Below are 26,848 nucleotides of genomic sequence, written 5' to 3' on the forward strand. Positions count from 1 at the left end.
CGAAAGGGAGCTGAGGCTACTATGACAGCTATTCAAACGAAGTCGCTCACATTATCATACGGGGATACAACTATCATCAATGAACTTGACCTCACGATTCCAAAAGGAGAAATTTCCGTCTTTATAGGCAGCAACGGCTGCGGGAAATCGACTCTTCTGCGTTCCATTGCGAGATTGCTGAAGCCTGAAAAAGGGGCTGTTCTTCTGGAGGGAGAGGCTATTGCGAAGCTTCCGACAAAAGAAGTGGCCAAAAAGCTTGCCATTTTGCCGCAGGGTCCGGCTGCTCCTGAAGGGCTGACTGTTCTGCAGCTTGTGAAGCAGGGCCGCTATCCTTATCAGAACTGGCTGAAACAGTGGACTGAAAAGGACGAAAAAGCGGTGATGGACGCACTTGCATCTACTGGAATGCTTGAATTTGCCGAACGTCCGGTTGATTCTCTGTCAGGCGGCCAGCGTCAGCGCGCCTGGATTGCGATGACTCTTGCTCAGGACACGGATATCATTCTGCTCGATGAGCCTACGACCTATCTTGATATGACCCATCAGATTGAGATTCTTGATCTGCTGTTTGAGCTGAATGAAAAAGAAAATAGAACGATTGTCATGGTGCTTCATGATCTCAATCTTGCCTGCCGCTACGCCCATCATATTGTGGCGATCAAAGATAAGAAAATCTATGCAGAAGGCCGTCCGGAGCATGTGATTAACTGCAATCTTGTAAAAGATGTTTTCCAGATGAACTGCGAAGTCACGATGGATCCGCTTTTTGGAACACCGCTGTGCATTCCACACGGCAGAGGACGATGCATCATAAAAGAGGCTGCCATTTCATGACCGTTTTTCTAAGTGAAGAGGAGCTTCAGGACCTGTCCAGGTTTCGGCTTGGGTCAGACAGAAGCGGGTCGGATCTGTCTGTTGAATCAGCCGGTTTGTTTGAACCTGCAGCTCTGCTTTCTTATTTAGAGGCAATTAAACCTAAAATCCATTCTGACAGACTAAATGTGACAGGGTCCCTGTTTGTGAAAAGGTATGCCTTTCTTGCAGCACTTACGCTTTACTCAATGACCGTCTTTGAGAAGGGTCTCAATACAGATCCCGAAAATATGAGCCTGGAATCAGATGATGAAGACCCGCTATGGCTGCCGTCTTTTTATTTCCGGAAGCTTGAGTGCTCCGTGCCGGGTGAGAAAAGGGATGAGTGGAGGGACGAAGTTCTCCGCAGTCTTTTCAAAAACCATTTGAGCAGGCTTATCCTGACGGTTTCTAAAGAAGCAAGAATTTCTAAAATGGTTCTGTGGGAAAACGTCGGCCTTTATATTGTCTGGATGTATGAAACCCTCCTTGCAAACAAGCCTGAGTGTGTTACGATAGAACAAATACAGGAAGATTATGAGTATGTGGTAAGGAAGGCGGACGGCTCTTTGTTCGGCGAAGGATTGAAAAATCCGTTTCATCCGCTATTCAGAGAAAAGCAGTCAGGTGGAGCGACGATCAGGCAAACCTGCTGTTTGTATTATTTAACATCTGAAAAAAGAGACCGGTGCAGTACATGCCCGAAACATTGCCTTACATAATGGAGGAATTTTTGTGCAGAACAAGTTGAATGCTCCGCTTGACGGATTACTTGAAAAATACACAGAGCTACTCCTCGGGGAAGCAACTCCTGAACTGAAGGAAAAAGTGAAAATGTGGGTGCTCTATTCTCACATTGCAAAATCAATGCCGCCCCTGGTCAAGCATTGGAACGAAACGTATCCGGAAGAGAAGGAAATGGTGAAAGAACTGATTGCTGAAATAAAACAGCTGAATGAACAGCACCGCATGTCCCAGACGAATAAAAAACGCACCTAATCTCAGAGACACTAAAAGAACTCTGGGATTTTTTATTTTAAGGCTGTCCCGATGCTTTTTTTGAAAAGACATAAAGAACTGGTGCACAAAGAAAAAAAGGAATAACTGAACCTGTAACCGTTTTCACTCCTCCAGCCTGATCGTACACCGTTTTTTGCCACTGAAGCCAGGAAATGTCGAATACATAGCCGCATGCATAAAGAATGCCGACTAAAGAAAAATAGATGATTAAAGCGGAAGCAATACTTCTCATTAACCTAACAACCTCCATATTTTCCCTGTTTTCTGTCATTATAAGGTATAGTTTAAAAGAGTAAAAGAATTTTAATGGAAAATCACATCCCAAAACGGAGGATAAACGAAATGAAGCAGCAAAAAACAATTATTCGCCCTATTGAAAGCAGAGATCTTATTCACCTTTGGGAAATAAAATACAGTGACGAACACCCTGAATGGAAAAAATGGGACGCCCCTTATTTTGAACATAAAAGTTTGACTCTGGCCGATTTTCTCTCTCAAAAAGAAAGCATTGTCGGACTGGATGACTACTGGGCCATTACCGTGGATGAAAAAGTAATTGGAACCGTCAGCTATTACTGGGAACATGAGCCGTCCATGTGGCTGGAAATGGGCATCGGCATCTATGATCCCGCTTATTGGAACGGAGGATACGGTACGGAAGCTTTTCGAATGTGGATTGATCATTTGTTTGAATCCCTGCCGATTGTCAGAGCGGGATACACAACCTGGTCAGGCAATACCAGAATGATGAAGGTTGGAGAAAAGCTTGGAATGACCGTTGAGGGAAGGATGAGAAAATGCAGGGTAGTGGAGGGTAAATACTACGATTCAGTCAGAGTTGGGATTTTAAGAGAAGAATGGGAAGCTCTTTCTGCAAAAAGACAGGTTTAAAATCAGGTTCAAACTTACTATGTGAGGGTATAGACCACTAACATAGATTAGGAGAGTGAAACTTGATGGACCAGTCTAAGCCGGTTATCGGCATTACAAGTTCAGTCGTGGACCATGGGGACATTCCAAGTGTCCATGTTCACCAAAAATACATCAGTTCGGTCATACAGGGAGGCGGCATCCCTGTCGTTATCCCTTTAGTGGACGACGAAGCTGCAAAAACCCTTGTTTCGAAGTGTGATGGTTTTATATTAAGCGGTGGAGAGGACGTTGATCCCCACTCATACGGGGAAGACCCTGATCCGATGCTCAGGAAAACAAACGGAGCGCGGGATCAAATGGAGCTTTCTGTTGTGAAATATGCAGAGGAAAGCAAAAAACCCGTGCTTGGAATCTGCAGAGGGATCGCTATGCTGAACGCTGCACTTGGCGGGACAGTCATGCAGGATATTGAAAGCCAGTATGACGACCCGATTAAACATTATCAAACAGCAGACAGACCAGACCCTACTCATATGGTCGAAGTATCAGAAGGAAGTGAGCTTGCAAGGATTTTCGGAACGGATTCTGTAAGAGTAAACAGCATGCATCACCAGGCTGTAGGCAGACTTGCAGATACGCTGTCTGCAACTGCGACCGCTCCGGACGGGGTTGTAGAAGGACTTGAGGGAACTTATGAGGACTGGTATGTATTAGCTGTTCAGTGGCATCCAGAAGAAATGGCAGCTGAAGATGAAGCCATGCATAAGCTTTTTAAAACATTTATTGAGAAGTGCAGATAAAAAAAGCAGCCGACGGCTGCTTTTTTCTTGTATTTACTGAATATACGGAGACTGCTGCTGCAAATAGCCTGCAAACTGCTGATGAGACTGCTGGATTTTAGTTGTGTCGGCAGCTTCAAGTTTGTACCATCCGTACTTATACATCATGTTGTAAAGCTCGCGCTGACAATTTTGTGTTTCATTAAAGATCCCCTGAATATCCTGATAAAGAGCATCGTTGCTCATTTCATTCATAGCAGTGGAATAAGAGTCAGTCATGTACTTTTCAGTTGCAAGCAGTTCGTTAATGAAGTCCCTGTCGTTCATCTGCGGGGTTTTGGGAACTTGTGTTTCAGGATTTCCGATTTTATTTTGATTTTGACTGTTGTTCATGCTGCAACCCTCCTATTGAAGCTGTGTTGAACTTGCTTCCTGATTTGGATTTAAGTGATTAAGAATGGCCGTATAATGCTTTTCATGCATCTTTCCGGTCTTTTCAAGCTCTGCTTTAATTTGCTGGTCGCTGCAGTGAGAAGCAAAAAAATGGGCTTTTTTCATGGCGAGCAAATTCCATGAAAGCATATCGGTTAAGTAAAGGTGATCTTTTGTTGTGATCATGGCAGGCGGCTGCTGCATCATGCCTTGCTGCTGGCCTGTGTTCTGCTGTTGTTGCATGGAAAAACCTCCTTGGACATTTTCTTCCTTATCGTTCCTCAGGCTTCTGATTTTATACAGGTTTACCTATGTAAGAATTTATATCGGAAGGGGTATGCCGGTTGGAGTTTTTATTCCGTCATTTTTTCCTGTTTTTATCAAAAAACAAATGGCTGACGAAGGCCGCAAAGCGCTACGGCCCGAGATTCGGCGCATCGCGTTTTGTTGCCGGAGAAACGATCGGGCAGGCTGCACAAGTCATAAAAGGGCTCAATCAAAAAAAGCTGGATGTGACCATTGATTATCTTGGGGAGTTTGTTGATAACGAAATTGAGGCAAATGAAATGGCTGAGCAGTCCATAAAGGCTGTTGAAACAATCGCGGGAGAACAGCTTCATTCCCAGCTGTCACTGAAGTTAACGTCAATGGGCCTGGATCTTTCTGATGAAATTGTTTATCGGAATATGAAAAGAATTATGGAAGCCGCCAAACAGCAAGGAGTCTTTGTCACCATCGATATGGAAGACTATGCAAGGTGCGGGAAGACACTTGAATTATTCAAAGAGCTTAAGAAGGAATATGATCTGGGTACTGTGATTCAGGCTTATTTATACAGATCAGCGAAAGACCTGGAGGACCTGAGCGCTTATCATCCGAACCTGCGATTAGTAAAAGGAGCTTACAGGGAATCGCCGCAAGTCGCCTTTCCAAAAAAGAAAGATACGGATGAAAACTTCAAAAAGCTCATAAAAATGCATATGCAAAACGGTCACTATACGGCTGTTGCCACACATGATGATGCCATCATTGAATTTACAAAGCAATTTGTAAAAGAAAACAGAATTCCGAGTAATCAATTTGAGTTTCAGATGCTGTACGGGATCCGCCCCGAGCGCCAGGCTGAACTTGCAGAAGAGGGCTATAAAATGAGGATCTATGTCCCGTACGGCACAGACTGGTACGGCTACTTTATGAGGCGGCTGGCAGAAAGGCCTGCAAACGCATTATTTGTGCTGAAGGGTATCTTTAAAAAATAGGGGTCAGTTCCGCCGTGCTTTAAAGGACGGCGGGACTGACCCTCATTCGGCTAAAAACAGATCGAAGCAGAAAAGGGGGCCTTTGCTGAAGTGCTGAAAATGTTTATTTTTCGCATATCCCTTTTTCATTAATCCAATATGTAAAAAAACATGTAAAGAGAGTTCAAGCCGAATAAAGCTGATTTGATTCAAATCAGCTTTACCCTGAGACCCTATTCCTGTCCCATATTCTTTTTCTTATATTGCTGGTTTGTGCTTGAGCGTTTCCCTCCGCCGGCCATTTCGTTTGTCGGCCCGGAGCTTCCCTTTACACTTGCAGCGCTAATCCCTGCATTCGATGGATCTTTCTTCAGTCTTGCCATGATTGATCACCTCCCCGGTTATATTTTTCCCGGGCTCCATTTTTTCATGTAATCAGAGCTGCCCTTATTTATGTCAAATCAATGGGACAAATCGTTTTTTAAAAAATTAATATGTGAATTTTTCGTAAATGTGTTGAACAAATTTTCTAAATCTTTTATATTAATAGATAGAGGGAAGATTTCCCGGATATTTTTTTCATCAAAAAATGAATGAGCATTCATTCAAAGCGACTAAAGGGGGAGCATTCATGAACCAGCGTATTAGAAAAGCCGCAGTTCTCGGATCCGGAGTCATGGGTTCAGGCATTGCTGCACACTTGGCAAATATCGGAATCCCTGTTCTATTGCTTGATATTGTACCGCGCACGCTGACTGACAGCGAAGAGAAGAAAGGTCTGACTCTGCAGGATGCAGCTGTTAGAAACCGCATCTCATCAGATGCTGTACAAAAGCTTCTCAAGCAAAAACCGGCACCGCTTACTGCAAAAGGAAATCTGGCTTTAATCGAAGCGGGTAACTTCGATGATGACATGCACAGACTCGCTGAAGCGGATTGGATTATTGAAGTAGTCGTTGAAAATCTTGAAGTGAAGAAAAAAGTCTTTACGCAAGTAGATCAATATAGAAAACAAGGCAGCATTGTCAGCTCAAATACATCAGGCATTTCAGTAGAAGCGATGTCAGAGGGGCGTTCTGATGATTTCCGGAAGCATTTCCTTGGAACTCACTTTTTCAATCCGCCGCGCTACCTGAAACTGCTCGAAATCATCCCGACAAAAGCAACATCGCCGGAGATTCTTTCCTTTATGAAAACGTTCGGGGAAGATGTTCTTGGAAAAGGAGTAGTTGAAGCAAAGGACACTCCAAATTTCATTGCCAACAGAATTGGAACCTACGGCCTCCTTGTTACCGTTAAGGAACTGCAAAAGGGCGGATACAGTGTAGGTGAAGTGGATTCCGTAACAGGTCCTCTTATCGGCCGGCCAAAAAGCGCAACTTTCAGAACGCTTGATGTTGTAGGACTTGATACTTTTGCACATGTTGCAAAGAACGTCTATGACCAGGTGGAAGGCGAAGAGAAAGACGTATTCGACATTCCCGAATTTATGAAAAAGATGCTTGAGAACGGCTGGCTCGGAAGCAAATCAGGCCAGGGATTCTTCAAAAAAGAAGGAAAAGAGATTCTCGAGCTGAATCCAGAGACCTTGGAGTATCAAGAACGGAAGAAGCTGAAGGCTCAGAGCGTCGAGGCTGCAAAACAGATCAAGGGTTCAGCAGCAAAAATGAAAGCGCTTATCTATTCTGGCGACAGAGCAGGAACGCTTCTATGGAATATTACAAGCCCGACTCTTCTCTATTCTGCTGAACTTCTCGGCGATATTGCAGATGACATCCTTGCTATTGATGAAGCAATGAAATGGGGATTCGGCTGGCAGTACGGCCCGTTTGAAACATGGGACAGCATCGGTCTTTCAAAATCAGTTGAAAAGATGGAGGCTGAAGGAAAAACGGTTCCGGCCTGGATCAAAGACATGCTTGAGAGAGGCTTCACATCCTTCTATAAAAAAGAAGACGGCGTTTCTTACTATTACCATGATGGCGATTACAGACGCATTGAGACGAACGAAAAAGTCATCAATCTCAAAGACTTGAAAGAGAAAAAAGGCGTCATTAAGAAAAACAGCGGAGCAAGTTTGGTGGATCTTGGCGACGGAGTAGCGCTGCTTGAATTCCATTCACCGAATAATGCAATCGGTCTAGATATTATCCAGATGATTAATTTTGCCGTGGATGAAGTTGAAAAGAACTTTAAAGGGCTTGTCATCGGTAATCAGGGCAAAAACTTCTGCGTCGGTGCGAACCTTGCCATGATCCTGATGGAAGCTCAGGATGACAACTACTTTGAAGTTGACATGGTTGTCCGCCACTTCCAGCAGGCTATGATGAAAATCAAATACAGTCCAAAGCCGGTCGTTGCTGCTCCATTTGGCATGTCACTTGGCGGAGGAGCAGAAATCTGTCTTCCGTCTGCAAGCATTCAGGCATCAAGCGAAACGTACATGGGACTTGTTGAAGCCGGCGTAGGCCTGATCCCGGGCGGCGGAGGCAACAAAGAGCTTTACATTAAACTTCTGAACAGCGTTCCAAAAGGCGTCGATTTCGATCTGCAGAACGTAGCCAATAAAGTATTTGAAACGATTGCAACAGCTAAAGTTTCTTCTTCTGCAGCTGAAGCAAAAGAAAACTTCTTTATGAATGAAAAAGATTCTGTAAGCTTCAATGGGGATCACCTCATTTATGATGCAAAGCAGAAAGTTCTGCAGCTGTCTGATAACGGCTATAAGGCACCTGTACGCAAAAAGGTACCTGTCGTAGGCGAGACAGGTTATGCTGCCCTTCTTCTTGGAGCACAATCCATGCTTCAGTCAGGATATATTTCAGAGCACGATTTGAAAATTGCCCAAAAGCTCGCCTATGTCATTGCGGGAGGCAAAGTGCCGTTTGGCACGGAAGTAGATGAACAGTATTTACTTGACCTTGAAAGAGAAGCGTTCCTGAGTCTCGTGAAGGAAGGCAAATCTCAGCAAAGAATGCAGCATATGCTTGTAAAAGGAAAACCATTACGTAACTAGGAGGGTGCACTGTCATGAGAGAAGCGGTCATTGTAGCAGGTGCCAGAACACCTGTCGGAAGAGCAAAAAAAGGGTCACTAGCAGCCGTAAGACCAGATGATCTTGGAGCGCTTGTCGTAAAAGAGACACTTAAGCGTGCTGGCGGATACGAAGGAAATATTGATGATCTGATCATTGGATGTGCGATGCCTGAAGCAGAGCAGGGGCTGAATCTTGCACGAAACATCGGAGCGCTTGCCGGATTGCCGTATACAGTACCTGCGATCACAGTCAACCGCTATTGTTCATCAGGTCTTCAAAGTATTGCTTACGCAGCGGAGAAGATCATGCTTGGCCACTCGGATACAGCCATTGCAGGCGGAGCCGAATCAATGAGCATGGTACCGATGATGGGCCACGTTGTCCGTCCGAATGCAGTGCTTGCTGAAAGTGCGCCTGAGTATTACATGGGAATGGGCCACACGGCAGAACAGGTAGCTGTCAAATACGGAGTCAGCCGCGAAGAGCAGGATGCCTTTGCAGTAAGAAGCCATGAGAAAGCGGCAAGAGCCATTGCAGAGGGCAAGTTTGAGGATGAAATCGTACCTGTAGAAGTTACACAAAGAAGCGTTGGAGCAGATCATAAGCTCCGCGAAAAGACGTTCCAGTTCTCAAAAGACGAGGGTGTCCGTCCTGGAACGACTATGCAGATTCTCTCAACATTAAGACCTGCATTCAATGTGAAAGGATCCGTTACAGCAGGAAATTCCTCGCAGACGAGCGACGGTGCTGCTGCTGTAATGGTCATGGACCGTGAAAAAGCGGATGCGCTTGGACTGGAGTCACTCGTGAAATTCCGCTCCTTTGCAGTAGGCGGAGTTCCTCCGGAAGTAATGGGAATCGGCCCGATCGAAGCGATTCCGCGTGCACTGAAAGCTGCAGGTTTAAGCCTGTCTGATATTGGACTCTTTGAACTGAATGAAGCATTTGCTTCACAGTCTATTCAAGTCATCAGAGCTCTTGGGATCGATGAAGAGAAAGTGAATGTCAACGGGGGAGCAATTGCGCTCGGTCATCCGCTTGGGTGTACAGGAGCTAAGTTAACCCTTTCCCTTATTCACGAAATGAAGCGCCGCGGCGAGCAATTCGGAGTTGTCACAATGTGCATCGGCGGCGGAATGGGCGCAGCGGGAGTATTTGAATTAGTGTAAGACTTAAAAATCAGGAAAATGGGGGAACGACCAATGTCAAAAACAACTGAAAATCTAATAAAGGGTGGAAGCTTTTTACTTGATGATGTGACATATGAAAGTGTTTTTACACCAGAGGATTTCACTGATGAGCATAAAATGATCGCCAAAACGACAGAGGATTTCGTCGTAAATGATGTACTGCCTCAGCTTGAAGATATTGAAAACCATCAGTTTGATAAGTCTGTCAAACTATTGAAGCAGGCAGGCGAACTTGGCCTTCTCGGTGCTGACGTACCTGAAGAATACGGCGGTCTTGGCCTTGATAAAATCAGCTCGGCGCTGATTACTGAAAAATTTGCCCGTGCAGGAAGCTTCTCTCTTTCCTACGGCGCTCATGTCGGTATCGGATCTCTGCCAATCGTTCTTTTTGGAAGCGAGGAGCAAAAGCAGCAGTACCTTCCAGATCTAGCATCAGGTCAGCGCATTGCAGCCTATGCACTGACTGAACCGGGATCAGGCTCAGATGCCCTTGGTGCCAGAACGACGGCAAAGCTTAACGCAGAAGGCACGCATTATGTACTGAACGGTGAAAAACAGTGGATCACAAACTCCGGCTTTGCAGATGTGTTTGTTGTGTATGCAAAGGTTGACGGCGAGCATTTCTCGGCATTTATCGTAGAAAAAGAATACCCTGGGGTATCAACCGGTCCGGAAGAAAAGAAAATGGGAATCAAAGGTTCATCTACAAGAACGCTTATTTTAGAAGATGCGCTTGTTCCTAAAGAAAATCTTCTTGGCGACCTTGGAAAAGGCCACGTTATTGCCTTTAACATTCTAAACATCGGACGCTATAAGCTTGCTGTCGGAACAATCGGCGGATCTAAACGCATTATTGACGTATCTGTTGAATATGCCAACCAGCGCCAGCAGTTCAAAAACGCCAATCAGCAGCTTTTCGCTCATCCAGGAAAAACTGGCAAACATGGCTTCAAAAACATATGCAATGGAAAGCTCAGTGTACCGTACAGTTGGATTATTTGAAGACCGCATGAGCCGCCTGACTCCTGAAGAAGTCAAGGACGGAAAAGAAGTTGCGGCATCTATTGCAGAGTATGCGATTGAGTGTTCACTGAACAAAGTCCTCGGTTCTGAAACACTTGACTATGTCGTTGATGAAGGCGTTCAAATTCACGGCGGCTATGGCTTCATGGCTGAGTACGAAGTAGAGAGAGCATACCGCGACTCACGTATTAACCGTATTTTTGAAGGAACGAATGAAATCAACCGTCTTCTCGTTCCCGGCACATATTTAAGAAAAGCAATGAAGGGTGAACTGCCGCTTCTTCAAAAAGCACAGGCTCTTCAGGAAGAGTTAATGATGCTTATGCCTGAAGAACCGGGAGACGGCGTTCTTGAGCAGGAAAAGCACCTTTTGAAAAATGCAAAGAAAATCGGTTTAATGATTGCCGGACTTGCTGCTCAGAAATACGGCCAGTCCCTGCAGAAGGAACAGGAAGTTTTAGTGAACATTGCTGATATCGTGAGCAGTGTATACGCTATGGAATCTGCCATCCTCCGCACGGAAAAGGCAATTAATAAGTACGGTGAAGCAAAGAGTGCTCAAAAACTTCTTTACACGCAAGTGTATTGCCAGGAAGCATTCAACGAAATTGAAGCACATGCTAAAGAATCTCTTGTTGCGATTGAACAGGGAGACACTCTCCGCATGATGATCTCTGCATTAAGAAAATTCACGCGCCACACGCCGATCAATGTCATTGCCAAAAAGCGCGAAATCGCTGCTGCACTGATCGAAGAGAACGGATACCGCGCGTAATAAATACCTTTCAAAAAGACCTTTTTCAAAAGAAAAGGTCTTTTTGATGATTTTTGCGAAAAAAAGGCCAAGATAATAGATGGCAGAATGACGATGCTTGTCATTATGCTTGTCATAAAGAATGTGGTAAAATAATGTTGTTCAATTACGGTTGCAGGTGGTGAAAAGAGTGGCGCTTAAATATTACTGGTATCCTAAATGCGGGACATGCCGGAAAGCAAAAAAGTGGTTAGAAGATCACCATTTGCAGGCACAAGAAATACATATTGTCGAAAATCCGCCGTCAAAGGAAGACCTGAAATCAATGCTTGATTCAAGCGGATTGGAAATCAAAAAATTCTTTAACACAAGCGGTCAGAAATACCGTGAGCTTGGCCTGAAGGATAAAATATCCTCCATGTCCGAAGATGAACTTCTTGGCCTTCTGGCATCTGACGGCATGCTGATTAAACGCCCGCTGACAACGGACGGAAGCAAGACAACTGTCGGATTTAAAGAAGATCAGTTTAAAGAAACCTGGCTAGAGAAGTAGAAGACTTACCCTTTTAGTCTTTTTACAAATAAAACACGATAATCAGTTGGAGGTAGAAAAAATGAACACACCAAAAGAACTTCGCTACTCTGAAGAACACGAGTGGGTTAAAGTTGAAGGCGATAAAGTACGCATCGGGATTACGGACTTTGCACAATCAGAGCTTGGAGATATTGTGTTTGTTGAACTTCCTGAAGTAGGCGACGAAATTAAAGCAGACGAGCCATTCGGCAGCGTTGAGTCTGTAAAAACAGTATCTGAGCTGTATGCGCCAATCAGCGGAACAGTTGTTGAAATTAATGAAGACCTTGATGACAGCCCTGAATTTGTCAACGAGTCTCCATATGAAAAAGCCTGGATGATTGTCATTGAGCCAAGCAATGCAGGTGATGTAGACAACTTGATGACAGCTGAGCAATACGAAGAAATGACAAACGAAGACTGATAATCAATTCACCTTCTGGACACCCTAAACAGTAAAAAGGAGGGTGTTTCAGCATGTCATTTGAAAAGAAACGGCTGGATATTACAGACCGCGTCACCGGCAGATTTGAAGGCGGGCAGATGAATCTGTTTTTTGAAAAAGAGCAAATCGGCTCGATGTCACTTGGCCCGGACGGTCAGGTGTCGTTGAAAAATGGATATGAAGAAGAAAATCATTCCTTTTTTCAGTATGCAGACGTTCTATCTAAACAAGATGAGAAGTATGTCGATTGTGACGAAGAAAACGGCTGGTGCTGATGACTTGGCAGTGGAATGTTCCACTGCCTTTTCCTGTTGTTCCGGCCTGTTTTAAAGGTCAGAAGGAAACAACCTCATGCGTTTCGAATAGGTTATAGATAACATATACTCTAACTGAATAGGTGATGGCGATGTCTGCAATTGAGGTTGAAAAAGTCATAATTGTTGAAGGAACATCTGATAAGCGAAAAGTATTAAATGTTGTCAACGAACCGGTTGAAATTATTTGTACAAATGGCACAATCAGTCTGACACGGCTTGATGAAATGGTGGATGAACTGTTCAGCCGTGATGTTTATGTGCTTGTGGATTCTGATGATTCCGGGGATCGCCTGAGAAAACAGTTCAAACGTGAATTTCCCGAGGCTGCGCATTTGTTTATCGACAAAATGTACAGGGAAGTTGCCACTGCGCCTGATCAGCATGTCGCAGCCGTGCTGCTGAGTGCAAACATTGATGTGCATGCGAAATACTTATAAAGGGAGTTTGTGAAAAGGCAATGATTGAATGCAATGAAGAGCAGGTAAGCAGACTCGCAGAGAGGGATACTGCCATTCTTTATTTATATACACCCTTTTGCGGCACATGTCAGCTCGCTAAAAAGATGCTGACAGTAGTTGAGGCGATGCTGCCTGCCCTTGAAATAAAGATGGCCAACCTGAATTATCTTCCGAAACAGGCGTCTGCCTGGGAAATCGAAAGTGTTCCTTGCCTGCTTATTTTTGAAAATGGAAGATTGATCAGCAAAACGTATGCCTTTCATTCTGTCGAACATCTCTATCAAATATTGAAAAAATATGCCGCCTGATGAGGGCGGCATTTGACATATTTCTTGGGAAATAGAAAAAGAAAAGATTTTGTCTTACTGAGGAAGGAATATGTCGAAGCTTTCTAAAAGGGAAAAGTACGAAAAAATAGAATTTCTCCTATAACCACTTGAACGGAAATGAGGAGAAACAATGGATCTGACCTTTTTCGCCGAAAAAATGAATAATGCCCATTTTATACAGCCGCTGCTTCCAAACGAAAACTTAAGAATTGAGTTCTGGGTTAAAAACCTCAATCAAAAATCCACTCTCGTTCTGCAAAAAGGCAACTGTCATGTAAGCAGTGATAATGAACTCTTTCATGTGCAGATTGCTGGGGAAGAAAGGCATTTTCAAGATTGCTTTCATTCGCCAATCAGGCTTTTACAGCTTGTAAAACTTGGAGCTATGGAGGCAAAAGGGTCATTCAGAAATATACTTCGAGTAGAGTCACTCATTCAGCTCTGCAAATAATTTTTTAAAAATTCAAACAAATAATTGACTTAAAAAGAAATAAAATGATACAATCCCAATAGAAATAATAAGAAATCTTATCAAGAGCGGTGGAGGGGCCTGGCCCTGTGAAGCCCGGCAACCGGATACAGCGAGTAACTCACGGTGCCAATTCCAGCAGAGTGGATATGCTCTGAAAGATAAGAAGACCGGGATGCGCGCCTCTTCTTTGAAGGGGTTTTTTATTTTTTTAACTTGGGAGGAGAAATGGATCATGACTCGAAAAAAGTACCGTTTGGAGACCGTCAACATTCATGGAGGGCTAAATCCTGATCCTGGAACAGGCGCCAGATCTGTTCCGATTTACCAGTCTAATGCATACGTTTTTAATGACACTGAGCACGCCTCAAACTTATTTGCATTAAAAGAACAGGGGTACATTTATACCCGTATACATAACCCGACTTCCTCCGTCCTTGAGGAGCGCATCGCTGAACTTGAAGGCGGTGTCGGAAGTCTTGCGGTAGCAAGCGGTATGGCAGCCATCACCCTCTCGATTCTGAATATTGCCGGTGCCGGGGATGAAATCGTGTCAGCATCGAGTCTTTACGGGGGAACCTATAATCTTTTCCAGACGACTTTGCCTAAATACGGCATTGAAACCACATTTGTTAATCCGGAGAACCCGGAAAATTTCAGAAGCGCGATTACAGAAAAAACGAAGGCGATTTTTGCTGAGACAATTGGCAACCCGAGTCTTCAAGTGCTGGATATAGAAGCCGTTGCAAAAATTGCCCATGAGGCCGGGATTCCGCTGATTGTAGATAATACATTCGCCACCCCGTATTTGTGCCGTCCGCTCGAACACGGGGCTGATATCGTTGTTCATTCAGCGACGAAGTGGCTGCTTGGAAATGGCACAACGCTTGGCGGCGTTATTGTAGATGGAGGGAAATTTGACTGGAACAGCAGAAAGTTCCCGGGTTTCACCACACCTGATCCAAGCTATCATAACCTGGTTTACGCAGAAGCCCTTCCGGAAGCGGCTTATATTGTTAAAGCAAGAGTGCAGCTGCTGAGAGATCTTGGGCCTGCACTCAGCCCGTTTAATGCTTTTCAATTTAACCTCGGTCTTGAAACGCTGCATGTCAGAATGAAAGAGCATATCTCGAATACTAGGAAGGTTGTAGACTATCTGAACGGACATCCTGCAGTTAAATGGGTTCTCTATCCTGAAGATTCAAAGCATCCGGACCGGGCACTTGCTGAGAAATACTTACCGGAGGGAGCCGGTGCAGTCGTGGTATTCGGCATTGAAGGCGGACGCGAAGCAGGGGCTAAAGTGATCAACTCTGCAGAGCTGTGGTCACACGTTGCCAATGTTGGGGATGCAAAGAGCCTCATCATCCATCCTGCGAGCACAACACACCAGCAGCTCGACGCTGACGGCCTGAGGAAATCAGGCGTAACGGAAGATCTAATCAGACTCTCTGTTGGTATTGAACATATAGACGACCTGCTTGAAGACTTGGAGCAGGCAATTGAGAAGGCCGTCGGCATAAGGTCACTGACAGAATCTACAGCACGATAAGCATGCTCCTGAAGTTTTGTTCTTGACACGTACTTTTGATGCATGATAGAATCACTCTCGTACTATAAACTCACTAAATATACAGTCAATTTAATAAATTTGTCAGTCTCTTATCCAGAGAGGTGGAGGGAAGTGCCCTATGAAGCCCGGCAACCGTCAACATCGTTGAAAAGGTGCCAATTCACTCAAAGCTTGCAGCTTTGAAAGATGAGAGAAAGGTTTTTTCACATATGCCTTTCTGCTCATTTCTGCAGAAAGGCTTTTTGTTTTTTGAGAAAAAACATGAAGCAAGGCGATATAGAGCAAAATGTTAGTGAGTGGAATTTTGGAAGAAGGTGAATTCATGATTACGCTAAAGGACGTACGAAAAGTATTTCAGACGAAGAATGGCCGTGTTACGGCTGTTGATTCAGTCAATCTGGACATAAACAAAGGTGAAATTTTCGGAATTATCGGTTATAGCGGCGCCGGAAAAAGTTCACTTATCCGCCTGCTGAACGGACTTGAAAAACCAACAGACGGCTCCATTCAGGTAGCCGACAGGGGCATCGATAAAATCAGCGGCAGCGAACTTCGAAAGGCACGGCAGGAAATCAGCATGATCTTCCAGCATTTTAACCTGCTTTGGTCAAGAACGGTACGTGAAAACATTGCGTTTCCGCTTGAGATTGCCGGAATAAAAAGCGAGCAGCGGGCTAAACGAGTAGAAGAGCTGATCAAGCTTGTCGGACTTGAAGGACGGGAAGATTCATATCCTTCCCAGCTGAGCGGAGGACAAAAGCAGAGGGTCGGAATTGCGAGAGCCCTTGCCAACAATCCAAAAGTGCTTCTATGTGACGAGGCGACATCAGCACTTGACCCGCAGACAACTGATTCCATTCTTGACCTGCTTGTTGACATTAACGAACGGTTAGGGCTGACGATTGTTCTGATTACCCACGAAATGCATGTTATCCGAAAAATCTGCCACCGTGTAGCAGTAATGGAAAGCGGAAAGATTGTCGAGCAGGGAGAAGTGCTTGACGTATTCAGAAAGCCTCAGCAGGCGATCACAAAGCGCTTTGTGAAACAAATTACAGAGCCGGATGACACGCAGGAAACAATGGAACTGATCCTTGAAAAATATAAGCACGGCATGGTTATTCAGCTGACATTTGTAGGTGATTCTACTGAAAATCCTCTGATTACGAACCTGATTCGTAACCATCCGATTCAGGTGAATATTCTTCAGGGGAAAATTTCACAAACGCAAAGCGGATCTTACGGCACACTGTTTATCCATATAGACGGCGAACAGGCTGAACTTGAAAGAGCGATGGCCTACATCCGCAGCCAAGAGGTCGAGGCGGAGGTGATTTCAAATGTTTGAGAACGTGAGATGGGAAAACGTATGGGAAGCAACCAGTGAAACCCTGTTCATGACTGCATTTTCGGTGGCAGCAACATTTGTGCTGGGTATTATCCTCGGCTTGCTGCTCTTCCTTACATCCAGAGGCGGTATCTGGGAAAACAAGCCGGTTAATGTCATCATATCTGCATTTGTAAACATTTTTAGATCGATTCCGTTTATCCTGCTGATTATTTTGCTTATTCCTTTTACCAAGGCCATTCTTGATACGTTTCTTGGTGCAAAGGCGGCACTGCCGGCATTAATTATCGGAGCTGCTCCGTTCTATGGCCGTATGGTTGAAATTGCACTCCGTGAAATTGATAAAGGAGTTATTGAAGCGGCCAGATCAATGGGCGCTAAAACATCTACGATTATCTGGAAGGTCCTGATTCCAGAATCATCTCCTGCTTTAATTTCCGGGATTACAGTAACAGCGATTGCTCTTGTCGGCTACACAGCCATGGCTGGAGTAGTTGGTGCAGGCGGCCTTGGAAACCTTGCCTTTTTGGAAGGCTTCCAGAGAAACAATAATGCTGTAACGATGATTGCAACCATTTTAATACTTGTCATTGTTTTCATTATCCAATTTATTGGAGATTTTATAACATCAAAATTAGACAAACGTTAGGGAGGATTATCACTATGAAAAAATTACTCTTAAGTGCTGTTTTTGCTACATCTGCTTTTGCTCTTGCTGCCTGCGGCGGCGGTGATGGGGGCGGCGAGGAATCTAAAACACTGAAAATCGGAGCATCTAATGTTCCTCACGCTGAAATTTTAGAAGAAGCCCAGCCTTTACTTGAAGAAAAAGGCATCGAGCTTGATATCGTTCCTTTCCAGGACTACATCTTGCCGAACAAATCTCTTGCAAGCGAAGAAATTGATGCAAACTACTTCCAGCACATCCCGTACCTTGAGTCACAGATGGCTGAAAACAAGGACTACGATTTTGTGAATGCAGGCGGAATTCACATCGAGCCGATCGGTGTTTATTCTAAAAAGCATAAATCACTTGAAGATATTCCTGAAGGCGGAACGATTATTATGAGCAACTCTGTTGCTGATCACGGACGCATGCTTTCCCTTCTTGAAAATGAAGGCCTGATTACAATTAAAGAAGGTGTCGATAAAACAACAGCTACGGTTGACGACATCGGCGAAAACAAAAAGAACCTGAAATTTAAAGCTGACGTTGAAGCAAGCATCCTTCCTCAGGCTTATAACAATGACGAGGGAGATGCAGTTCTGATCAACACGAACTATGCCATCGGAGCCGGTCTGAATCCTCAAAAAGATGCAATTGCGCTTGAAGGATCTGATTCTCCATATGTAAACATCATTACTGTCCGTAAAGGTGACGAAAACAAAGAAGAGATCAAAGCGCTTGTGGACGTTCTTCACTCAGAAGAAATCCAGAAGTTCATTGAAGAAAAATACGAAGGTGCCGTTGTACCTGTAGACGGAAAATAAGTTGCACAGCCATTGGGAAATCCGAACTGGAAATCAGTTCGGATTTTTTCTTGTGCTGACACTTTTCAGGGGCTAGGGCTAAAGGGTTATGAGGAGCGGAGATATAACCATTCGAACAGATTTGTATGAGGTGAAGGGTCAAAAGGAGCGAAGAAATGACCCTTCAGGTAGGTTTACGGGAGCTGAAAGGTGATAAGCAGAGAAGATATGATCCTTAAGGCAGATTCGCGAGAGCTGAAAGGTCATAAGCAGAGAAGATATGACGCTTCAGGCAGATTCACGGAAGCTGAATGGTCATAAGAAGTGAAGATATAACCCTTCAAACAAATCTGTATGAGCTGAAGGGTCAAAAGCAGAGAAGATATGACCTTTTAGGCAGGTTCACGAGAGCTGAAGGGTCATAAGTAACTGATATGCTTCCAGTTGTAGTCGAAAACTCCAGTGCACTGCAGCGGAGGGAACTTGACTCCTGCGGGATGAAGACGGCAAGGGAGACCCCGCAAGCGCAGCGAGGAGGCTCCCGGTCGTCCCCGCGGAAAGCAAGTTCCCGGAGCGGAAGGGAACGGGTACTACTGCAAACTAAATTAGAAAAGAAAATTCCTCCTTAAACAACAATCAATATTATATAGAAGAAAACAGTCGCTCCAAACCAAATAAGCTGCCGCTGCATCCTTTATTTTTCCGCATACTCTGGACCTGTTTTCTGCATACTAACGGTGTTGAATCTTAGGAATGGAGCTGAACATCATGCAGCATTTTGAACCGAGAAACTCAAGCGAAGCAGCTTTGCACGATTACAAAGAAGGCCTTGGCATCTTTACAGAAAAAATGCCGGAACTTGCTCACCTTTATAATGAATTTACACAGGAATGCTTTAAGGAAGGGACTCTCTCCCAAAAAGAAAAACAGCTGATTGCCCTTGGGATCAGTATTTACTCCCAGGATGAATACTGCATCATTTATCATACAAAGGGATGCCTTGATCAGGGTGCGAGCGAACAGGAAATTCTTGAAACAGTAGGCGTGACTGCCGCATTCGGCGGAGGAGCCGCCATGAGCCAGTCTGTTACGCTTGTACAGGAGTGCATCACAGAGCTCAATCAGCTGAAACAGTAGCAAACAGCAGGAAATAAGAGCATCTATTTAAATTCTGCCTGCATCACGCAGTGAAGAGCTCTGTATGTATGTCACTCATTCATATCCCTTCTCAGCCGGTTTGAACTTTTTTACAGAGGGTATTACGATAGTAGTATCGTTTTTACAAAACCTGAGAGGATGATTCATTATCTACGCAAGTCAGCAGAAGCTTGATTTGAATTACACGACTGAAATGGAAAAGGCTCTTATGCAGTCCCACAAAATGGGGTACGCAGTGTACAGCAGAAACCATGAGAAGCGTATGGAAGTAGAAAAGAATCGTGAAGAGGACTATCAGAAAAGCAAACAGCTGTTTGCGGAAATTGACCGGAAAATGAATGGATAGACTATGGATAAAAGGAATCAGCCGCAGGCTGGTTCCTTTTGGGTTGCGGCGAATTGGCTCAGCCTCCGAAAAAGTTGTATTCACTTTTCATTTGTTATAAAATTAGAATGAGAATAAATTGAGAATGATTAAATTCAGATCTTATAGATTATTGGAGGTATAAGCAGTTATGGCAGGATCAACATTAGTGATTAAAGATTTACACGTGGAAATTGACGGAAAAGAGATTTTGAAAGGTGTAAACCTTGAAATAAAAGGCGGAGAGTTCCACGCAATCATGGGACCGAATGGTACTGGTAAATCAACGCTTTCATCAGCAATTATGGGGCACCCTAAGTACGAAGTAACAAAAGGCAGCATCACACTTGACGGTGAAGATGTACTTGAAATGGAAGTTGATGAGCGCGCACGCGCAGGTCTGTTCCTTGCAATGCAGTATCCAAGCGAAATCAGCGGCGTAACGAACGCGGACTTCCTTCGTTCATCTATCAATGCGCGCAAAGAAGAAGGCGAAGAAATTTCATTAATGAAATTCATCCGCAAAATGGATTCGAACATGGAGTTCCTTGAAATGGATCCTGATATGGCACAGCGCTACCTGAACGAAGGTTTTTCCGGCGGTGAGAAAAAACGCAACGAAATTCTTCAATTAATGATGATCGAGCCTAAGATCGCCATTCTTGATGAAATCGACTCAGGACTTGATATCGACGCACTTAAAGTCGTTTCAAAAGGCATCAACCAAATGCGTTCTGAAGAGTTCGGCTGCCTGATCATCACTCACTATCAGCGCCTGCTTAACTACATCACACCTGATCATGTACACGTTATGATGCAGGGACGAATAGTAAAATCAGGCGGACCTGAGCTTTCTCAGCGCCTTGAAGCAGAAGGATATGACTGGATTAAACAAGAGCTTGGCATCGAAGACGAAACTGTTGGTCAAGAAGCGTAAGCGTTAGGGGGATTAAGATGACAGTAGAGACAACATTCAACCATGACTATGTCGCCGGTTTTTCAAAAGAACTTGGCGAACCGGAATGGCTAACAGAACTGCGCTTACAGGCTCTTGCAAAAGCTGAAGACCTTTCTATGCCAAAGCCGGATAAAACAAAGATTGACAAATGGAACTTCACTGAGTTTAAAACTCATGCAGTGAAAAGCGAAAAGCTTGCGTCACTTGACAGTCTGCATGAAGAAGTAAAATCTCTTATCGACCTTGAAGAAGAGAACAAAAATCTGTACGTCCAGCTTGATACAACACCTGCTTATTCATCTCTGTCACAGGAGCTGAAAGACCAGGGCGTAATCTTTACAGACATTCATACAGCTGCACGCGAGCATTCAGAGCTTGTGAAAAAATACTTTATGACAGACGGCGTAAAAGTCGATGAGCACCGCCTGACAGCATTGAATGCTGCCCTAATGAACGGCGGAGTGTTCGTATATGTGCCTAAAAGTGTCGAAGTTGCTGCACCACTTCAAGCTGTGTATGTTCACGAGAATCCGGCTACGACTCTTTTCAACCATGTAATCGTCGTAGCAGACAACAACAGTTCAGTAACGTATGTTGAGAACTATATCTCTGTAACAGAGACTGAAGGAGCCGTTTTCAACATCGTGACAGAAGTTTTCGCAAACTCAAACGCAAAAGTAACGTACGGTGCTGTTGATCACTTGAATAAAGGTGTTACAACCTATGTAAACCGCCGCGGTACTGCAGGACGCGACGGCCGCATCGAGTGGGCTCTTGGCTTGATGAACGACGGAAACACAATCTCTGAGAATACGACAAACCTGATGGGTGACGGATCTTACGGCGACACTAAATCAGTTGTAGTCGGCCGCGGATCGCAAACTCAGAACTTTACGACTAAAGTCATTCACTTCGGTAGAAACTCTGAAGGATATATCTTAAAACACGGTGTGATGAAAGACAGTGCTTCATCTGTCTTCAACGGCATCGGGAAAATCGAGCACGGTGCTTCAAAATCAAACGCTGAGCAGGAATCAAGAGTGCTTATGCTGAGTGAAAAAGCGCGCGGTGACGCTAACCCGATTCTTCTGATCGATGAAGATGATGTTACAGCAGGACATGCGGCTTCTGTTGGCCGTGTAGATCCTCTTCAGCTTTACTACCTGATGAGCCGCGGAATTCCGAAGGTTGAGGCAGAGCGCCTTGTCATTCATGGATTCTTAGCGCCGGTAGTCAACGTCCTTCCAATTGAAGGCGTTAAGAAACAGCTTGTTGAGGTTATCGAAAGGAAAGTTAAGTAATGAATATTCAAGATATCCGTTCACTTTTTCCGATTTTGGATCAGCAGGTAAATGGACAGGATCTTGTATATCTTGACAGTGCAGCGACTTCACAGAAGCCGCTGCCCGTCATTGAAGCGCTTGACCGCTATTACCGGGAGTACAATTCAAATGTGCACCGCGGCGTTCATACGCTTGGAACGAAGGCGACAGATGGATATGAAGGAGCCCGTGAAAAGGTCCGGAAATTCATTGGCGCTTCATCGATGGAAGAAATTATCTTCACGCGCGGAGCTACGACAGCTTTAAATACAGTTGCAGCGAGCTATGGGCGTGCTAATCTTAAGGCCGGGGATGAGATTGTCATCACCCACATGGAGCATCATGCGAATGTGATTCCATGGCAGCAGCTTGCCAAAGAAACGGGAGCTGTCCTTAAATACATCCCTCTTCAAGAAGACGGAACCATTTCTTTAGAGGATGCAAAAGCCACCATTACAGATGCCGCTAAAATTGTATCTGTGATGCAGGTCTCAAATGTGCTTGGAACCATTAACCCTATCAAAGAACTTGCAGAAATTGCACACAGCAAAGGTGCAGTCATGGTCGTTGACGGTGCACAAAGTGCTCCTCATATGAAAATTGACGTGCAGGATCTGGATTGTGATTTCTTTGCTTTTTCTGCCCATAAAATGTGCGGTCCTACCGGCATCGGCGTACTTTACGGGAAAAAAGCGCTTCTTGAAGTGATGGAGCCGGTCGAATTCGGCGGCGAGATGATTGATTTTGTCGGCCTGTACGAATCAACGTGGAAAGAGCTTCCGTGGAAGTTCGAAGCCGGAACACCGATTATTGCCGGAGCGATCGGGCTTGGTGCTGCGATTGATTTCCTTCAGGATATTGGCCTTGATACCATCGAAGCATACGAGCACAGGCTTGCAGACTATGCACTCGAGCAACTTTCAGAAGTTGAAGGCATTACGATTTACGGTCCAAAGCACCGCGCAGGACTTGTAACGTTCAATATAGAGGATGTTCATCCTCACGATGTGGCTACAGTGCTTGATGCAGAAGGCATCGCAGTGCGTGCCGGACATCATTGTGCACAGCCGCTTATGAAATGGCTGAATGTTTCTTCTACTGCACGTGCAAGTTTTTACCTGTACAATACAGAAGAAGAAATCGATAAGCTTGTTGCAGGAATTGTTAAAACAAAGGAGTACTTTACAAATGTCTTTTAACAACCTGGACACCTTGTACCGCCAGGTCATCATGGACCATTACAAAAACCCGCGGAACAAAGGTGTACTCGAAGATAGCTTAACAATCGATATGAACAACCCTACATGCGGCGACCGTATCCGCCTTACCCTTCAAATTGAAGACGGCGAGATAAAAGATGCCAAGTTTGACGGGGAAGGCTGTTCCATTTCCATGTCCTCTGCTTCTATGATGACACAGGCCATTAAAGGCCAGTCTGTTGAAACCGCGCTTAAACTGTCAAAAATTTTCTCTGATATGATGCAGGGGAAAGAATACGATGATGACATTGAACTTGAGGACATTGAGGCGCTTCAGGGTGTTGCGAAATTCCCTGCCCGCATTAAATGTGCAACTCTTGCGTGGAAGGCCATGGAAAAAGGCGTTCAAAACAGCTGAACAGGAAAACGGGCAGCTCAGAGCTTGCCCGCTCCTGCTTACAATGATGGAGAAACTTCCATCAACTATGATTGGAGTTGAATACGGATGGCTAAAAAAATGCCGGATATCGGCGATTATAAATATGGATTCGCAGACAAAGACGTCTCAATTTTCCGTTCAAAACGCGGATTGACAAAAGAAATCGTTGAAGAAATTTCACGTATGAAAAGCGAGCCTCAATGGATGCTTGATTTCCGCCTGAAATCTCTTGAGCATTTCTACAGCATGCCAATGCCTCAGTGGGGCGGAGACATGGCAGCTCTTAACTTTGATGAAATTACGTATTACGTAAAGCCGTCTGAGAAGTCAGAGCGCTCATGGGATGAGGTTCCTGAAGAAATCAAGCGTACGTTTGACAAACTTGGAATTCCGGAAGCTGAGCAAAAATACCTTGCAGGTGTATCAGCCCAGTACGAATCTGAGGTTGTTTACCACAACATGAAAGAAGACCTTGAAGATCTTGGCATCGTCTTTAAAGATACAGATACAGCACTTAAAGAAAACGAAGACATCTTCAGAGAGCACTTTGGAAAAGTCATTCCTCCAACAGACAACAAGTTCTCAGCTTTGAACTCGGCTGTCTGGTCCGGCGGATCGTTCATCTACGTTCCTAAAGGCGTGAAAGTGGATACTCCGCTTCAAGCGTACTTCCGCATCAACTCTGAAAACATGGGTCAGTTTGAGCGTACACTGATCGTTGTTGATGAGGGTGCACACGTTCACTATGTTGAAGGCTGTACAGCACCAGTTTACACAACGAACTCACTTCACAGTGCCGTTGTTGAAATTATCGTTAAAGACGGCGGCTACTGCCGTTATACAACGATTCAAAACTGGGCAAACAACGTTTTCAACCTTGTAACAAAGCGTGCAGTCTGCGAAAAGAACGCAACGATGGAATGGATCGACGGAAACATCGGTTCTAAACTGACAATGAAATACCCTGCGGTCATCCTAAAAGGCGAAGGAGCACGCGGCATGACGCTGTCAATCGCTCTTGCAGGTAAAGGCCAGCATCAGGATGCCGGTGCAAAAATGATTCACCTTGCACCAAACACATCTTCTACGATCGTGTCAAAATCAATCTCAAAACAAGGCGGTAAAGTAACATACCGCGGAATCGTCCACTTCGGCCGCAAAGCTGAAGGCGCACGCTCCAACATTGAGTGCGATACACTGATCATGGATAACCAGTCAACATCTGATACGATTCCTTACAACGAAATCTTCAACGATAACATCTCGCTTGAGCATGAAGCGAAGGTTTCAAAAGTATCAGAAGAACAATTATTCTACTTGATGAGCCGCGGAATTTCAGAAGAAGAAGCAACTGAAATGATCGTTATGGGCTTCATCGAGCCATTCACAAAAGAACTTCCAATGGAATATGCCGTTGAAATGAACCGTCTGATTAAGTTCGAGATGGAAGGTTCAATCGGTTAATAGAAACGAAAAAAGCTCGCCTTTTAAAGGCGGGCTTTTTGTTTAGCTTTTTGGATGGAACTGAAGGTACAAGTGTTCTATAACTGGGCTTAGCGCACTTGGGCGAAGTGCGACATCAGAGAAAGTGTTCTAGAATCGTGATAAGCTCACTTAGGCGAGGTGCGGCATCAGAGAAAATGTTCTTAAACCGAGATAAGCGCACTTAGGCGAGGTGCGGTATCCGAGAAAGTGTTCTTAAACCAGGGTAAGCGCACTTAGGCGAAGTGAAGCACCCGTGAAAGTGTTCTTAAACCAGTATAAGCGCACTTAGGCGAGGTGCGGTATCCGTGAAAGTGTTCTTAAACCAGGGTAAGCGCACTTAGGCGAAGTGAAGCACCCGTGAAAATGTTCTTAAACCAGTATAAGCGCACTTAGGCGAAGCACAGCATCTGTGAAAGTGTTCTTAAACCAGGCTAAGCGCACATAGGCGAAGCACAGCGTCCGAGAAAGTGTTCTTAAACCAGGACAAGCACACTTAGGCGAAGTGAAGCACCCGAGAAAGTGTTCTTAAACCAGGACAAGCGCACATAGGCGAAGTGAAGCACCCGTGAAAGTGTTCTTAAACCAGGCTAAGCGCACATAGGCGAAGTGAAGCACCCGTGAAAGTGTTCTTAAACCAGTATAAGCGCAATTAGGCGAAGCGCATCATCCGAGAAAGTGTTCTTAAACCAGGACAAGCGCACTTAAGCGAAGTGCTGCACCCATGAAAGTGTTCTAAAACCAGCTCACGCATATTTCACAGTATTCCAACCCCTAATCAGCTCTACCAATAAGCAGCAAAGACCATCCAGCATGAAAATTTCCCCTCCATGTAGTATCATAAAAGAACTGATACGTACGAAAAGGAGGCTGAACGCAGTTTGATCTATATTGGACTGACGGGCTGGGGAGACCATGATGCTCTGTACCCTAACGGAATTGCAGCAGGAGAGAAACTGAAGGAGTACTCGGCCCATTTTCCGGCAGTTGAAGTGGATGCCAGCTTTTATGCGGTTCAGCCTGTAAGAAATGCAGAAAAATGGGTGAGTGATACTCCTGAGTCATTCAAATTTATAGTAAAAGCTTATCAGGGGATGACTGGCCATCAGCGCGGGGACATTCCCTTTGATTCAAAAGAAGAGATGTTCGCGGCTTTTCTCCGTTCTATTGAACCCTACATACGAGCGGGAAAGCTTGCAATGGTGCTTTTTCAGTTTCCGCCGTGGTTTGACTGCAAAAAGGAGAATGTGACCTATTTAAGATGGTGCCGCGAGCAAATGGGAGACGTTCCGGTTGCTCTTGAGTTCAGGCATCAGTCATGGTTCACTCCGGAAACACGAGAAAAAACGCTCTCTTTTATGCGGAATGAAAAGTGGATCCACAGTATATGCGATGAGCCGCAGGCCGGCAGCGGATCTGTTCCGGCAGTCGTTAAGGCAACGGACTCAGGTAAAACCCTGATCCGGATGCACGGCAGAAATGTTCATGGCTGGACGAAGCCTGCCAAAGGGGAAGAGTGGCGGGAAGTGAGATACTTATACAGGTACAATGAGGCTGAGCTGAATCAATGGGCTGAATCCATTGAAAAACTCAAGGAGGAAACAGAAGATATTTTTCTCCTCTTTAATAATAATTCCGGCGGAGATGCAGCTGACAATGCGAAGCAGATGCAAAAGCTGATGGAGATTGACTATGAGGGTCTCGCGCCAAGGCAGCTGGACTTGTTCAGCGGAGAATAGAAAGAG

Annotated in this window: 30 protein-coding genes, 1 pseudogene and 2 riboswitches; of the genes and pseudogenes, 27 read left to right on the plus strand and 4 right to left on the minus strand. The window is 44.8% G+C overall.

The annotated features are described in order from the left end of the window. The first annotated feature begins 21 nt into the window (after positions 1–21). Genes RKD52_RS03710 through RKD52_RS03720 form a run of 3 tightly spaced genes read left to right on the plus strand, consistent with a single transcriptional unit; the run spans position 22 to position 1,851 of the window. The gene (locus RKD52_RS03710) at positions 22–834 is read left to right on the plus strand and encodes an ABC transporter ATP-binding protein (protein WP_369734275.1); all 813 of its coding nucleotides are present in this window, start codon (positions 22–24) and stop codon (positions 832–834) included. Next, positions 831–1,574 (plus strand): IucA/IucC family C-terminal-domain containing protein, encoded by a 744-nt coding sequence (locus RKD52_RS03715; RefSeq protein WP_454098726.1) that lies wholly within the window; start codon positions 831–833, stop codon positions 1,572–1,574. Before RKD52_RS03710 ends, RKD52_RS03715 begins: the two co-directional genes overlap by 4 nt. A gap of 13 nt (positions 1,575–1,587) precedes the next feature. Beyond that, the gene (locus tag RKD52_RS03720; protein WP_454098727.1) at positions 1,588–1,851 is read left to right on the plus strand and encodes a YusU family protein; all 264 of its coding nucleotides are present in this window, start codon (positions 1,588–1,590) and stop codon (positions 1,849–1,851) included. A 37-nt stretch (positions 1,852–1,888) separates the two neighbouring features. On the opposite strand, the gene RKD52_RS03725 is transcribed toward RKD52_RS03720, so the two are convergent. After that, complete coding sequence (locus RKD52_RS03725; protein WP_454098728.1) at positions 1,889–2,104, minus strand: hypothetical protein; 216 nt, start codon at positions 2,102–2,104, stop codon at positions 1,889–1,891. A 110-nt stretch (positions 2,105–2,214) separates the two neighbouring features. Here RKD52_RS03725 and RKD52_RS03730 point away from each other — a divergent pair, with 110 nt between their 5' ends. Continuing rightward, entirely contained in the window at positions 2,215–2,763 is a 549-nt protein-coding gene (locus RKD52_RS03730; RefSeq protein ID WP_454098729.1) for a GNAT family N-acetyltransferase, read from the plus strand. Positions 2,764–2,828: 65 nt separating this feature from the next. After that, complete coding sequence (locus RKD52_RS03735; protein WP_454101130.1) at positions 2,829–3,545, plus strand: gamma-glutamyl-gamma-aminobutyrate hydrolase family protein; 717 nt, start codon at positions 2,829–2,831, stop codon at positions 3,543–3,545. Positions 3,546–3,578: 33 nt separating this feature from the next. On the opposite strand, the gene RKD52_RS03740 is transcribed toward RKD52_RS03735, so the two are convergent. After that, positions 3,579–3,917: a spore coat protein gene (locus RKD52_RS03740; protein WP_454098730.1), complete on the minus strand. Its 339-nt coding sequence runs from the start codon at positions 3,915–3,917 to the stop codon at positions 3,579–3,581. Between the two features lie 12 nt (positions 3,918–3,929). Next, positions 3,930–4,199 carry a hypothetical protein gene (locus RKD52_RS03745; protein WP_029284245.1) on the minus strand — a complete coding sequence of 90 codons (270 nt, stop codon included), beginning with the start codon at positions 4,197–4,199 and terminating at the stop codon, positions 3,930–3,932. Positions 4,200–4,300: 101 nt separating this feature from the next. On the opposite strand from RKD52_RS03745, the gene RKD52_RS03750 reads away from it, so the two are divergent. Further along, positions 4,301–5,215, plus strand: a complete 915-nt coding sequence (locus tag RKD52_RS03750) for a proline dehydrogenase family protein (RefSeq protein ID WP_454098731.1) — start codon at positions 4,301–4,303, stop codon at positions 5,213–5,215. 212 nt (positions 5,216–5,427) lie between these two features. Here RKD52_RS03750 and RKD52_RS03755 read toward each other — a convergent pair whose 3' ends face one another. After that, entirely contained in the window at positions 5,428–5,577 is a 150-nt protein-coding gene (locus RKD52_RS03755; protein ID WP_081414238.1) for a YuzL family protein, read from the minus strand. Between the two features lie 248 nt (positions 5,578–5,825). Here RKD52_RS03755 and RKD52_RS03760 point away from each other — a divergent pair, with 248 nt between their 5' ends. The 21 genes and pseudogenes from RKD52_RS03760 to RKD52_RS03860 all read left to right on the plus strand — a co-directional run bounded on the left by RKD52_RS03760 (position 5,826) and on the right by RKD52_RS03860 (position 26,842). Further along, positions 5,826–8,210, plus strand: a complete 2,385-nt coding sequence (locus RKD52_RS03760) for a 3-hydroxyacyl-CoA dehydrogenase/enoyl-CoA hydratase family protein (RefSeq protein ID WP_454098732.1) — start codon at positions 5,826–5,828, stop codon at positions 8,208–8,210. A 14-nt stretch (positions 8,211–8,224) separates the two neighbouring features. Continuing rightward, positions 8,225–9,400 carry an acetyl-CoA C-acetyltransferase gene (locus RKD52_RS03765; RefSeq protein WP_454098733.1) on the plus strand — a complete coding sequence of 392 codons (1,176 nt, stop codon included), beginning with the start codon at positions 8,225–8,227 and terminating at the stop codon, positions 9,398–9,400. A gap of 33 nt (positions 9,401–9,433) precedes the next feature. Further along, positions 9,434–11,219 (plus strand): annotated as a pseudogene (locus tag RKD52_RS03770) (acyl-CoA dehydrogenase family protein). 169 nt (positions 11,220–11,388) lie between these two features. Next, positions 11,389–11,751, plus strand: coding sequence for an arsenate reductase family protein (locus RKD52_RS03775; protein WP_454098734.1), 363 nt, complete (start codon positions 11,389–11,391; stop codon positions 11,749–11,751). A gap of 61 nt (positions 11,752–11,812) precedes the next feature. Next, positions 11,813–12,196: a glycine cleavage system protein GcvH gene (gcvH, locus tag RKD52_RS03780; protein WP_454098735.1), complete on the plus strand. Its 384-nt coding sequence runs from the start codon at positions 11,813–11,815 to the stop codon at positions 12,194–12,196. Positions 12,197–12,249: 53 nt separating this feature from the next. Continuing rightward, a complete protein-coding gene (locus RKD52_RS03785; RefSeq protein ID WP_369734263.1) occupies positions 12,250–12,492 on the plus strand; it encodes a YusG family protein in 243 nt (80 codons plus the stop codon). A 131-nt stretch (positions 12,493–12,623) separates the two neighbouring features. Beyond that, entirely contained in the window at positions 12,624–12,971 is a 348-nt protein-coding gene (locus RKD52_RS03790) for a toprim domain-containing protein (protein ID WP_369734262.1), read from the plus strand. A 20-nt stretch (positions 12,972–12,991) separates the two neighbouring features. Continuing rightward, complete coding sequence (locus RKD52_RS03795) at positions 12,992–13,300, plus strand: thioredoxin family protein (RefSeq protein WP_454098736.1); 309 nt, start codon at positions 12,992–12,994, stop codon at positions 13,298–13,300. Positions 13,301–13,451: 151 nt separating this feature from the next. Further along, positions 13,452–13,772, plus strand: coding sequence for a hypothetical protein (locus RKD52_RS03800; RefSeq protein WP_454098737.1), 321 nt, complete (start codon positions 13,452–13,454; stop codon positions 13,770–13,772). A 74-nt stretch (positions 13,773–13,846) separates the two neighbouring features. Further along, a riboswitch (SAM riboswitch) is annotated at positions 13,847–13,958 on the plus strand. 67 nt (positions 13,959–14,025) lie between these two features. Continuing rightward, entirely contained in the window at positions 14,026–15,342 is a 1,317-nt protein-coding gene (locus RKD52_RS03805; protein WP_454098738.1) for an O-acetylhomoserine aminocarboxypropyltransferase/cysteine synthase family protein, read from the plus strand. Between the two features lie 107 nt (positions 15,343–15,449). Beyond that, a riboswitch (SAM riboswitch) is annotated at positions 15,450–15,556 on the plus strand. Between the two features lie 129 nt (positions 15,557–15,685). Continuing rightward, complete coding sequence (locus RKD52_RS03810; protein ID WP_454098739.1) at positions 15,686–16,711, plus strand: methionine ABC transporter ATP-binding protein; 1,026 nt, start codon at positions 15,686–15,688, stop codon at positions 16,709–16,711. After that, entirely contained in the window at positions 16,704–17,360 is a 657-nt protein-coding gene (locus tag RKD52_RS03815) for a methionine ABC transporter permease (protein WP_369734257.1), read from the plus strand. The genes RKD52_RS03810 and RKD52_RS03815 overlap by 8 nt, the downstream gene beginning before the upstream one ends. Positions 17,361–17,374: 14 nt before the next feature. Continuing rightward, complete coding sequence (locus tag RKD52_RS03820) at positions 17,375–18,202, plus strand: MetQ/NlpA family ABC transporter substrate-binding protein (RefSeq protein WP_454098740.1); 828 nt, start codon at positions 17,375–17,377, stop codon at positions 18,200–18,202. 747 nt (positions 18,203–18,949) lie between these two features. Continuing rightward, positions 18,950–19,318 (plus strand): carboxymuconolactone decarboxylase family protein, encoded by a 369-nt coding sequence (locus tag RKD52_RS03825; RefSeq protein ID WP_029284215.1) that lies wholly within the window; start codon positions 18,950–18,952, stop codon positions 19,316–19,318. 196 nt (positions 19,319–19,514) lie between these two features. Beyond that, positions 19,515–19,685 (plus strand): hypothetical protein, encoded by a 171-nt coding sequence (locus RKD52_RS03830; RefSeq protein WP_454098741.1) that lies wholly within the window; start codon positions 19,515–19,517, stop codon positions 19,683–19,685. A gap of 169 nt (positions 19,686–19,854) precedes the next feature. Next, a complete protein-coding gene (sufC, locus tag RKD52_RS03835; RefSeq protein ID WP_029284213.1) occupies positions 19,855–20,640 on the plus strand; it encodes a Fe-S cluster assembly ATPase SufC in 786 nt (261 codons plus the stop codon). A gap of 17 nt (positions 20,641–20,657) precedes the next feature. Beyond that, positions 20,658–21,962 (plus strand): Fe-S cluster assembly protein SufD, encoded by a 1,305-nt coding sequence (sufD, locus tag RKD52_RS03840; protein WP_454098742.1) that lies wholly within the window; start codon positions 20,658–20,660, stop codon positions 21,960–21,962. Next, entirely contained in the window at positions 21,962–23,182 is a 1,221-nt protein-coding gene (locus RKD52_RS03845; RefSeq protein ID WP_454098743.1) for a cysteine desulfurase, read from the plus strand. The genes sufD and RKD52_RS03845 overlap by 1 nt, the downstream gene beginning before the upstream one ends. Further along, positions 23,172–23,600 carry a Fe-S cluster assembly sulfur transfer protein SufU gene (gene sufU, locus RKD52_RS03850; RefSeq protein WP_029284207.1) on the plus strand — a complete coding sequence of 143 codons (429 nt, stop codon included), beginning with the start codon at positions 23,172–23,174 and terminating at the stop codon, positions 23,598–23,600. Before RKD52_RS03845 ends, sufU begins: the two co-directional genes overlap by 11 nt. Before the next feature lie 87 nt (positions 23,601–23,687). Next, positions 23,688–25,085 carry a Fe-S cluster assembly protein SufB gene (gene sufB, locus RKD52_RS03855; protein WP_029284205.1) on the plus strand — a complete coding sequence of 466 codons (1,398 nt, stop codon included), beginning with the start codon at positions 23,688–23,690 and terminating at the stop codon, positions 25,083–25,085. 899 nt (positions 25,086–25,984) lie between these two features. After that, on the plus strand, positions 25,985–26,842 hold the full coding sequence (locus RKD52_RS03860) for a DUF72 domain-containing protein (RefSeq protein WP_454098744.1): 858 nt from the start codon (positions 25,985–25,987) through the stop codon (positions 26,840–26,842). Positions 26,843–26,848 lie beyond the last annotated feature (6 nt).

Source organism: Metabacillus sp. SLBN-84 (assembly GCF_053629595.1).